Below are 11,321 nucleotides of genomic sequence, written 5' to 3'. Positions count from 1 at the left end.
CACAATTTTGAGCTGTCTATATGAGTTTCGAAAGAGGTCTATTGTTTCAGGTTTTACATCAAGATATAATGTAAATAAACTTGTATATTTTGAAGAGTTTGAAGATATAAGTTTAGCTATTGCAAGAGAAAGGCGCCTGAAAGAATGGCCAAGGCAGTGGAAAATTAATTTGATCAATCAAAAGAATCCTAGCTGGATTGACTTATATTACTTAGCTTTAAGATAGCTATGCTGAGATCCCGCTAACACGTAGCGGGATGACGAGAAAGGAGCAGCAGGATAACGGTTGAGTAATTCGTCATCCCGCTACTTGTTAGTGGCTGAGATACCGCGGCGGTATGACGGTTTGCGGTGGTATGACAGTTAAGTAATTCGTCATCCCGCTACTTGTTAGCGGGATCTATCCGCAGCGGTATGACGTAGGACTGCTGTCATTCCGCTACGTGTTAGCGGCTGAGATACCGCGAATGAATCGCGGTATGACGGTCTGCGGCGGTATGACGGTTCGCGGTGGTATGACGTAGTAGCTATTTCTTGCAATCAAGTTTCGTTAAAAGTCAGATTGAATGGTTAAATCTTCCACCCAAATAACCACGCACTCTACTTGCTTGTTTGGATATATTTCTTGTACTAAGGTTTTATAGGTCAACATTTGCTTTTTTATTTCATTTAATGAGGAAACAGAAACGTTACGGTGTGACTTGTAGTCAATTATGATTGCTTTATCTTGCGTTATGCATAGCCTATCTAGTCGTACTAATACTGACTTGCCATCAATTGTTCCACTCAGTGTAATCTCTGATTTGCCTTCCAAGTCAAACAAATAGCCATATTTTTCATTAAAGGCTAATATTTTACTGTAAATTTCATCCTTATCTTCGCTGATGTTATCAAGGTATTTTCTGACCCAATTTTTTCTCCTTTCTTTTTCTATCTTGGGCATATACTGCAATATGCTGTGAATAATCAGGCCTCTTGCATAACCATCTGTCATCCAAGTAGCTGACACTGGGATCCATTCTGCTCCTTCTTTTTCACTGGATTCCAGCGTCACGCGCTGGGATGACACCGAAGAGTGGGCTAAAGCTGGTGGAAGGGAAATGACCGGAACGTCAAAGTAATCACGTTTTTTATAAATGTAAGGGTAGTTTGCATTCACGCATAATACTTCAACTTTTTCTTTAAATATTGGCCGTAAACCCCTTTGTTTCTTTTCATATGGTTCTCCATACTTAGTGATTAGATCATACCAAGAGCCCTTTTGCACTGGCTCTTTACTTAAGATGTATAACTCATCTTCAGCACGCGTGAGTGCTACGTATAATAAACGCAAATATTCATTATAATCCTCTAGTTTTTTCTCTCTTTTTACTTGATCGCAATAAGCGTTGTTGTTTTTTCCACACCAAAATGGTGCTTCCGTTCCATCAAAGATAATGCTTTCACTGTTTCTTGGCACTGTGTTTGTATCAACCAAAAATACTATGGGAGCTTGCAGACCTTTTGATTTGTGAATTGTCATTATTCGCACAGCATTGCGTTCTGATTGCATATCATTCTTAATCTCCGGATTATTCTCCTTGATCCATTGAACAAACGCTTGAAGAGATGGGTTTTCAAATTGCAACACGAGGTTCATAAATTCGTCTAGGACCTCAAAGCACTCAAGACCTAGCCTTGCAGCAAATTTCTTCTTACCTGTACGTAATATATGCGTAAATAGTGCAAGAGGAGACTCTGTGCGAGATAAGTTAATGAGATAGTTTAATTCACTATAGATAACCACAGAATAATCGTGAATTCTTTCCCATAGTGAATGCTCTTTACGGTCGTATGCAATGTTAAATAAATCATCCTCGGTGAAATTAAATAGCGGTGATTTTAAAGCATTTGCAAGAGCTAAATCATTTGCCTGGAGGAGTAAAAATTCGGCCAAAGCTATTAAGTCCTGCACGGCTATATAGTCCATAATTCTAAAATAATCCCGGCCTACAACTGGCACATTTGCTTTTTTAAGTTCGCTTATTATGTAATCAACTAACACGTTTCGTTGTCGCACCAAAATCATAATGTCTCTTGGCTCTATATGGCGATCTTTAGCGACTAAAATCCGCCCTTCGTTTAACCAATTGTGAATTCTGTTAGCTATTGTTTGAGCAAGTAATCGATCTGCTATTGTATAACCTTCCTTGCATGTCAGAGGAATTTGTAAAGCTCGCTGTTCTTTCTCTTTGCGCCTTGGTAACGCTGGCCAAATTTCAATATATCCTTGGTCATTTTCTCTATGTGGAACATGTTTTATTTCATTATCATTAAAAGATATTTCTGCGCGGAAGTTATTAAATATTCTATCTACAAGCATCAAAACTTCTGGAGTTGAGCGAAATGACTTTTCAAGTTGGCATGATATCCAATCTCTACCACCAGTTTTCGTATGAAAGTATTGTTGCATATAGTTGAATAGATGGGGATTTGCTCCTTGAAATCTGTATATTGATTGTTTTACGTCACCAACTACAAATAAGGTTCGCTTTTCATCATTACCGGCAAAAAATTCATCGCAGAGATTTGTTATAATTTTCCACTGGCTGATGCTATTGTCTTGTGCCTCATCAACAAGGATGTGATCTATTTTTTGATCCAAGTTAAACAATATCCAATCTTTATAGTTTGGATTGCTAAGAAGATTTGTTGCTAAGTTGATTATATCATTGTAGTCAAGCAGTGCATTTTTTGATTTTTCACTATTATACAAATCAACATATACTTTAAATACACCAAGTAAGCTACTGGTTCTCTTGAATATTTGATAAGAGTTCATGTCTCTTATATGGGTAAATACTACATTCTGAACGCTCTCTATTATTTGCTCTGCATCTTTGAATTTCTCCAAAATACTTTTTGTTGCAATGGATGATATGCTCTTTTTTTCGTGCGATTCTGATTTTAGAAATACCTTGGCTAGGTTTTCTATTTTGGTGTCATTCCACTTTATTCCGGTGTCATCCGAGTAGCTGACACTGGTTCTTTTTTTCTGGATTCCAGTGTCAAGCACTGGAATGACAGTAGAATAAAGTATTGCACTATAACTCTGATCTCTTTTACTGCCTTCACTTAATATCTCGGCTAGTCTTTCCACGTGCTCAATTGTTTCACTCTGTAAGTCATGAATTTCATCTGGGGCGCTCAATTTATCTTTGATATATTTCGAATCATTTGCTGATATCGATCTTTTTATACATAAAGTATAAAGCAAATCGCGTAGTTTATTTTCATCAATTTCAGTTGCAATAAGGTTGATATCATCCTGCACAGTTTCGTTATGAAGCACTTTATTGAATATGATGGGATGTAATTCTTTGCATTCGCTCAGCGTGCAATTTGGGGCGATGCCAGCTTCTATGGGAAAGCTGGAAATTAATTTGTAACAGAAAGCGTGTATGGTTTGTATAGTTAGACCAAGATTTTCCAGTTCAGAGAAAAGCCTTCTTGCTCTTGTTAAATAATCTTTATTTTTTCTGGATCCCAGTGTCACGCACTGGGATGACAAGTAGGGGTGCTGGAATGACATCGGAAAGAAATCTAGTTGTTCCAGATCCATTATTAATTCACTATCTGAACATATTGCCCACTTACTGAGTATGCTGTGAATGCGATTCTCCATTTCGTTTGCTGCAGCATTGGTGAATGTTAAGCAAAGAATATTTCTTTTGTTTTCTAATAAAAGTCTCAATACTCTGTCTATTAAGATTTTTGTTTTGCCTGTACCAGCGGACGCATTTACCCACACAGAGAAATTAGGATTTATGGCATTTGATCTCATCAGAAGTGCGAGAACCTTATAAAAGTTGACTAGAATAGCATTATACATATAATGTAAAAATAGTGTTAGTGAAGATATATAATGAAAAGTTTTTGTGTAAAGGCGCCTGCAAAAATCAATCTTTTTTTGCATGTTGTAGACAAAAAAGAAACAGGGTATCACTTGATTGAAGGTTTATTTGTCTTTGCTAATCTCTCTAATTTTTTGGAAATAAAAGTAGGTGAGAAGGATTCTAGATACGATAACTCTACAGTTGAATTTATAAACTCCGAGTCTAAAATAAATAACCAATATAACACTGTAATGAAAGCGGTTAATCTGCTGCTTAGGCATGCTCCTGTACGCACTAAAGTCACTGTAAAGGTTGTAAAAAACATACCAATTGCTGCAGGACTTGGTAGCGGATCCTCAGATGCTGGAGCTGTGGTACGTACGCTAGGGAAGCTGTGGGAGATTGATAGGACGATTTTAAATGAAATAGCCTTAAACGTTGGTGCTGATGTTCCCGCAAGCGTAGATAGCAAGCCAGTTTTTGTTAGAGGTATTGGCGAAGAATTATGCCACATTAAAAAATTCTCTTTACCTACAAATGTGGTGCTTGTGAAACCGAAAAAAAGGTTTTTGAGTACACCAGAGGTATTTTCCAAACATGAAGGAAAATTTTCTGAGCCAATTAAATGGAGCGATGACGCTGAAAAGGATTTGTTGAAGCTTCTTAAAGAGACGAGAAACGATCTTCAAGAAATAGCAATAAGCTTTGTACCTGAAATTAAGGATGTGATATCAACACTTGAGTCACAAGAAGGCTCTATACTTTCTCGCATGTCAGGCAGTGGTGTATCATGTTTTGGAATATTTGATAGTGAGGAAAATGCAAAAGCTGCTGCAGTTAATATCGGAAAAAAGCAACCAGAATGGTGGGTATGTGACACTCAATTAATAGTTTGACTTATGGATGTAACTCCCTTAATTTCCGAGAATAAAAATCTTATAAATGGTTACAGGGAAGGAAAATTTTTGGTAAACAATCAAGAATATTATGGCTCAATTATAATTTTTCCTGAAAAGGTGATAAAATTGAAAGAAAGTGATATAAACAGCAAGGAGTATTTTGAATCTTTTTTAACAGAGGAAATAGAAATTTTGTTAATAGGTACTGGTAAAACACGCAATATACTAAGTTCTTCAGTGAAGTCCTATCTTATGGAACAAAAAGGTTTAAATTTTGAATTTATGACAACAGGTTCTGCATGCAGAACCCATAACGTTTTAATATCCGAAGATAGATTTGTTGTCAGTTATCTAATAGCCATATAGCATGCTTACCCAGGACTTTTTCATCAATAGTCTAGTTGCAGTAGTTGTAATTAGCCTAGTAACAGGCGCTTTAGGATCGTTTATGATATGGCAAAGGTTATCTTATCTTGGTGATAGTTTGTCCCATTCTTCGTTGCTTGGTGTTGCACTTGCTTTAATCTTTAAGATTAGCCCATCGCTTAGCATAATGCTCATTGCAATTACATTTGCTATACTACTTTCTCTTAATTTTAACAGATTATATTCTGCTGATACGATATTGAACATTGTTACCAATGTAGTTTTATCATCGAGTTTAATACTTATGTCTTTTCTTCCATCTGGCAATAATAGTATTATTAGCTCACTGTTTGGTGATATATTAACGCTCGATCAAAGTGATATAGTATTGATTTTTTTAACCTCTGCAGTAGTTACTTTGATATTAATATTTAGATGGCGTTATTGGTTAATGATTTCAATTAATCAAGATTTAGCAGTAGTTGAAAAAATTAATGTTACCTTTGTTAGACTAGAATTTTTAATCACTCTTGCTATATTTATAGCAATTGCTGCCCAACTAATAGGAATATTACTCATTGCTGCATTTTTGCTAATACCAGCAGCATCTGCAAGGCTCATTTCGAAAACTCCAATGCAGATGATTATTGTTGCAACAGTTTTTTCTGTGATCTCTGGGATATCAGGTCTCATGTTATCTGCAAGTTTTGATTTGTTAACTGGACCTGCAATTATACTTGTTGCAGCGGTATATTTAATTATCGCTTATTTTATAAGGCTAGTATTAAGCAGGTTGGCTTAATTTTGATCTCGAATGTTAATAATTTTGTAATATACTCATTATAAAACATCACTATCTTAGCACAAAATAGTTTTTGCTATACTATTATTTATATGCTAATGATAAGTTGTTAATTTTATGGAGTAAGCAATATGAGCGAAGAAGGGTTTTTTTCCAAATATATATCTCAACCTGTGAAAAAATTTTATAATTATATTACAGGAAAAACAGAAGAGTCAGATGATGTAGCAGGTGATGTGCATAATATTGCACAAGGAGACTCAGAGTCTTTGGATACTCATGTACAGTCAAATGAGAATGATATCATATAGATAGCATGAGGGTCACACCATCCAAAGTTAAAAAATTCCTAGAGAAACCTGATGCTTTACGTGGTGTGTTAATTCATGGAAGTGATAACAGTAGGGTTGATTTTTATGTACAAGAAATAATTGCTAATTTGGGTGAGTATTCAGTTCAGGTGATGGATTTTGCAATAGTGAATAAGTCACCCAGTTTACTGTTTTCTGAATTGGCAAACGTTTCGATGTTTACCAGCAAAAAATTAATTAAGCTGATAAATGTGAGTGGAGGTATATCCAAGGAGTTAAAAAATGTATTGGATTATAACGCAAGTGGTCATTATGTAATGATGGTAGCAAATGATCTTCCATATAATTCTGCGACTAAAAGTTATATGGAGAGTTCAAAAATTTTTGGTGTGATTGCTTGCTATAAGGACAGCAACAGCAATCTTTATGACATTATATCAAGTTACTTAAAACAAAATGATATAAAATGCACAAATGAGATAATCTACCATTTGCAATCTTACTTTAATCATAGCAAGCTGCCTATATGTTCAGAACTTGAGAAGTTAGTTTTATACTTAGGGGAGAGAAAAGACCTAAAACTTACTGATATAGAATTATGCTTTTCAACTTCCGGCAACGACTATGCTACACTTGATGATCTATGCTCTGCCATAGCAAGTAAAGATATGTCGCGTTTCATTAGAATTTCTGATGCATTGATATCGCAAGAAAATTTTTCACCGATAGCACTAATTCGCATTATATCAAATTATTTCCTACGCCTTGAAAACGTTTTGCTGTCAGTGCAAGGTGGAATGAGTGAGCAGGCTGCGATTGATCAGCTAAGCCCTCCATTGTTTTTTAAACAATTGCAGAGTTTTAAATCTCATTTGAAAAGTTTGCAACTTTCAGAACTTAAGAAGATCTTGGAAAAATTGATAAGCTTAGAAGTTACCTGTAAAAAAACTGATTTAGATCATAAAATGATTTTTCAACATGCACTGACGGGTAGCTGACTACTCGGATCCAGCCTTTCTTATAATTTCATCAAAATGTTGTATTTTAACATAAAATAGCTGCTTTTATGCCTACCAAAATTCATTCTTTAGTGTGTGTCACACAAGTATTCTTTGCTAATAGGATATTTTCGAATATAATTGAATATAACTAGATAAAAATACAGATATGTTTGACATTTCAAAAATTGTAATAACACCTGAAATGTTAAAATTAGTTGCTGAAATTGATGAATTTAAAGGAGCATGGCAATTGTTTGGTAATTTAGCTCCAGAACGTTTACAAATGCTCAAGAAAATTGCAACAATTGAAAGTATTGGTTCTTCTACTCGTATTGAAGGGGCAAGATTATCAGACCGTGAAGTTGAGCAATTACTATCCAAACTTGATACACGCTCATTTCGTTCTCTAGATGAACGAGAAATAGCCGGATATGCGTATGTGTGTGAAGAAGTATTTCAAAACTTTAACAAGATGCCATTTACAGAAAACACTATAAAACAGTTTCACATCTGGCTTTTACAATTTTCATATAAAGATCAAAGGCACATGGGAGAATATAAAAAATTCCCCAATCATGTTGAAGCGTTTGATGAATCTGGAAAAAGCTTGGGCATAGTTTTTGAAACAGCCTCTCCATTTGAGACAGCAACACAAATGCAAGAACTTATTTATTGGACTAGCCAGCAATTAGAGGTGAAATCGTTACACCCTCTATTAATTATTGGCATTTTTATAGTTACTTTTTTAGCTATTCATCCCTTCCAGGATGGAAATGGCAGATTATCACGCATTCTCACAACTTTCTTGTTACTAAAGTTAGGGTATATCTATGTACCTTACAGTTCCCTTGAAAGTAATAAGGAGAGTTACTACTTAGCTTTGCGTCGTACTCAACAATCCTTGAAGACGAGCAGCAATGATTTTAATCCATGGCTTATGTTCTTTTTAAGGTCACTACAAAAGCAAAAATTTTATCTTGAACAAAAGGTGTCACATGAAAAAGTGTTAAATCTCTATTTACCACCACTTTCTGCTGAAATACTAGCACTACTCAGCAAACATGGACGTCTTACAATTAAGGATTTGGAAAATATTACTAAAGCAAACTGCAATACCTTAAAGAAGCACGTATCTAATCTCGTAAAGAGTAATCACATTACTCAGCATGGAAAAGGCAGAGCAACCTGGTATGTACTCAATACTTCTTGCATAACAAATTTTTGATAGAGCATTGAAGTCATCCAAGAAAAAAACTTACTTGACAACCTTTGCCGATTCTCTTACCACAGGACTGTGGGTGTTTTAAGCCTAAAATTTATCTCTAATCTTTGTATTAAGTGACAAAAGCACAGTAACAAACTAGGCGTGTTATGTTTAATTTTTGTAATATAGAGACTCCATGTCTTTATAAATTTTATCTACAAGAGAACCGAACGCCAAGTTTTTGAGAGAACAGTAAACAACTTATATTGCAGGGTTTCTTTTGTCTTTTTTTAAATTAGTTAAAAACTTAACCAATCTCATTTTTTTATAAAAAAATTGCTTGACAAACTTCGACATTCCCCTTATCATAAAAATATTTACAGGAAAGGCTATGAAAAAAAGAACGTTAACTGTGACCTGCCGATATGAGCCTGATGAGTTAGCAGATCAACGTCTATCAGACGCTTACGATCTGTTACTAAGGTATGCGGTAAAAAGAAACAACGAAAAGGAGGTGGGAAAAAGTGACAACAATAGCCTTGTATGCAAGAGTCTCATCAAGGCCAAGCGCGGAACAACACAATAGAGAGCCAAATTGCAGAGCTCAAGCATAGAATTGCTGAAGACAAACATAAGTTATTAGAATCGGCATGAATTTAAGGACGATGGTTTTAGTGGGTGGATTTTAGAACGTGAAGGTTTAGATGCGTTACGTGATAAAGTAGCAGAAGGTGCAATTGACAAAATTTATATTCATTCACCTGACCAGTTGTCAAGAAAATCTGCACATCAAATGATATTACTTGATGAATTTGAGAAAGCATGAGTAGAAGTAATATTCTTGAATCATGACATTATGGGTATTTATAACCCCAAGGTCAGCTACTTGTCGAGCGTATAGACATTAACGCCAAGTTCTTAAGATAGATATTGACCGGGGCTTCTTTTGCCTTTTTTCTGCTTAGGCTATACAAGAGATTTAATAGTTTTGAATTGTAGTAAGCTATGCTTATAAAGATGACAAAACTTCAAAAAAAGCCTAATATAAGCTTTATGAAAATCAGAGTTGGAGTAATAGGCTGCTTAGGCAAAATGGGCAAGAAAATACTCAATGAATTAATTACAAATACCAAAGTGGAAATAGCAGGTGCTGTTGCCCGTTCAGGCAGTAAGTACATAGATTCAGATATTGGACCAATTATAGCCAATCTAGGAATCAAGGTTACAAGTTCTATTAGTGGCATATTTGAGTTATCCGACGTTGTAATAGATTTTACAACTAAAGAATGTATGTTAGACTGCCTTAAAGCAGCTGTAAAATTTAAAACACCGCTGGTGAGTGGCACAACTGGAATAGAAGGTGTCAATTTAAAAGAATATGCTGCTGAAGTTCCAATATTATGGTCAGCAAATATGAGTGTTGGGGTTAATGTGTTGCTGAAATTGGTAAAAAAAGCTGCTGAGCTTTTAGGTAATGAATATGACGTTGAGATTTGGGAAATGCATCATAACTTAAAAAAGGATTCACCATCTGGAACAGCTATAGAACTTGGCAAAACAATTGCTAACGCTTCAAAAGTGGATTTTCAGTCCAATCAATATTTACATAGTGGTTCAAACATAAGGAAAAAGGGGGGAATAGGTTTTGCAGTATCTCGTGGAGGTGGAGTAATAGGAGATCACAGCGTGATGTTTGTTAATTCTGATGAACGGATAGAACTAAACCACAAAGCAATTGATCGCACAACATTTGCTAGAGGAGCTGTTCAAGCAGCAGTATGGCTATACGAAAATAAAAGAGAAATTCCGGGGCTCTATTCAATGCAGGATGTGATATGAGCAATACACGTGCCTCTGTTAAAGATTTAAATCTCTGGTACGGCTCTAAGCAAGTTTTATTCGATATAAATTTGAATATTTATAAAAGAAAAGTTACTACTTTTATCGGACCATCCGGGTGCGGTAAATCAACATTTTTGCGTTGTTTTAATCGTATGAATGACTATGTACCAGGTTGCAAAACTGTTGGTGAATTAGATATCGATGGGCTGGGTGATATATATTCACGCGATATGGATGTTGTACTACTTAGAGCAAAAGTTGGTATGGTATTTCAAAAGCCAAATCCTTTTCCAAAATCAATATATGATAATGTTGCTTATGGGCCAAAATTGCATGGTATGGCGAAGGATAAGCAAAAATTGAATGAGATGGTGGAAAATAGTTTAACCAAGGTTGGTTTATGGGAAGAATTGAAGGACAGATTGCAAGATAGCGCACTCAATTTATCCGGTGGCCAACAACAGAGGCTATGCATCGCTCGCGCAATTGCAGTGAAGCCAACTATTTTATTAATGGATGAACCGTGCTCTGCTCTTGATCCAATGGCAACCAATGCAATCGAAAATCTTATACAAGAGCTGAAATTAAGATTTACTATAATTATGGTGACTCATTCAATGAAGCAAGCTAAAAAGTTATCTGATAGTGTAATTTTCTTTCATAATGGCAGAATTGTTGAGTCTGGAAGCACTCAAGAAATATTCGAAAATGCTCAATCTCCCTTAACAAAGGAGTATATCCTGGATCATTAAATTTCTGACCTTACCCAGAAAAAGTGGAGAGAAAGAAAAGAGTTTTTTTGGGTAAAATAAAATTTTGGAGGATTAGAAATGGTAAGAGAATATACAGCAGAATTCAAATTGGAAGCTGTTAAGCTGGCAAATGAACAAAGAAAGGTAGGTCAAACAATTACAAAAATAGCAAGAGATTTAGGAATAAAGGGTGGTTTATTAGGAAAATGGATAAAGAAACACAACGAAAAAAAGTCGGCAGCAGATGCATTTCCAGGTAGAGGTAACAT

General features: G+C 35.4%; 12 protein-coding genes. 11 read left to right on the top strand and 1 reads right to left on the bottom strand.

Annotated elements, in window-relative coordinates; all coding sequences use genetic code 11:
- The first annotated feature begins 4 nt into the window (after positions 1-4).
- Positions 5-226 (top strand): GIY-YIG nuclease family protein, encoded by a 222-nt coding sequence (locus tag DEF52_RS05440; protein ID WP_410543286.1) that lies wholly within the window; start codon positions 5-7, stop codon positions 224-226.
- A 324-nt stretch (positions 227-550) separates the two neighbouring features.
- On the opposite strand, the gene DEF52_RS05435 is transcribed toward DEF52_RS05440, so the two are convergent.
- On the bottom strand, positions 551-3,823 hold the full coding sequence (locus tag DEF52_RS05435; protein ID WP_151808072.1) for a UvrD-helicase domain-containing protein: 3,273 nt from the start codon (positions 3,821-3,823) through the stop codon (positions 551-553).
- Positions 3,824-3,904: 81 nt separating this feature from the next.
- On the opposite strand from DEF52_RS05435, the gene DEF52_RS05430 reads away from it, so the two are divergent.
- The 10 genes from DEF52_RS05430 to DEF52_RS05380 all read left to right on the top strand — a co-directional run.
- A complete protein-coding gene (locus DEF52_RS05430) occupies positions 3,905-4,771 on the top strand; it encodes a 4-(cytidine 5'-diphospho)-2-C-methyl-D-erythritol kinase (protein ID WP_006280386.1) in 867 nt (288 codons plus the stop codon).
- Between the two features lie 3 nt (positions 4,772-4,774).
- Positions 4,775-5,140, top strand: a complete 366-nt coding sequence (locus tag DEF52_RS05425) for an Mth938-like domain-containing protein (protein ID WP_151808071.1) — start codon at positions 4,775-4,777, stop codon at positions 5,138-5,140.
- Position 5,141: 1 nt separating this feature from the next.
- Positions 5,142-5,942, top strand: a complete 801-nt coding sequence (locus DEF52_RS05420; protein WP_010962536.1) for a metal ABC transporter permease — start codon at positions 5,142-5,144, stop codon at positions 5,940-5,942.
- 131 nt (positions 5,943-6,073) lie between these two features.
- A complete protein-coding gene (locus DEF52_RS05415; RefSeq protein WP_010082539.1) occupies positions 6,074-6,253 on the top strand; it encodes a hypothetical protein in 180 nt (59 codons plus the stop codon).
- 5 nt (positions 6,254-6,258) lie between these two features.
- Positions 6,259-7,251 (top strand): DNA polymerase III subunit delta, encoded by a 993-nt coding sequence (gene holA, locus DEF52_RS05410; RefSeq protein WP_010962537.1) that lies wholly within the window; start codon positions 6,259-6,261, stop codon positions 7,249-7,251.
- 169 nt (positions 7,252-7,420) lie between these two features.
- The gene (locus tag DEF52_RS05405) at positions 7,421-8,479 is read left to right on the top strand and encodes a Fic family protein (protein WP_151808070.1); all 1,059 of its coding nucleotides are present in this window, start codon (positions 7,421-7,423) and stop codon (positions 8,477-8,479) included.
- A gap of 661 nt (positions 8,480-9,140) precedes the next feature.
- Entirely contained in the window at positions 9,141-9,284 is a 144-nt protein-coding gene (locus tag DEF52_RS05395; protein WP_237357367.1) for a recombinase family protein, read from the top strand.
- 227 nt (positions 9,285-9,511) lie between these two features.
- Positions 9,512-10,297 (top strand): 4-hydroxy-tetrahydrodipicolinate reductase, encoded by a 786-nt coding sequence (gene dapB / locus DEF52_RS05390; RefSeq protein WP_151808073.1) that lies wholly within the window; start codon positions 9,512-9,514, stop codon positions 10,295-10,297.
- Positions 10,294-11,052: a phosphate ABC transporter ATP-binding protein PstB gene (gene pstB / locus DEF52_RS05385; RefSeq protein WP_065094809.1), complete on the top strand. Its 759-nt coding sequence runs from the start codon at positions 10,294-10,296 to the stop codon at positions 11,050-11,052. Before dapB ends, pstB begins: the two co-directional genes overlap by 4 nt.
- A 78-nt stretch (positions 11,053-11,130) precedes the next feature.
- Positions 11,131-11,321 (top strand): transposase (locus DEF52_RS05380; protein WP_151808069.1); only part of this gene is annotated, 191 nt, incomplete at its 3' end.

The sequence above is a fragment of the Wolbachia endosymbiont of Nasonia oneida genome (genome assembly GCF_009012935.1).
In the GTDB taxonomy this organism is placed as follows: domain Bacteria; phylum Pseudomonadota; class Alphaproteobacteria; order Rickettsiales; family Anaplasmataceae; genus Wolbachia; species Wolbachia pipientis.
The sequence above is the reverse complement of the archived record's forward strand: the minus strand, read 5'-3'. Positions and strand labels throughout refer to the sequence as shown.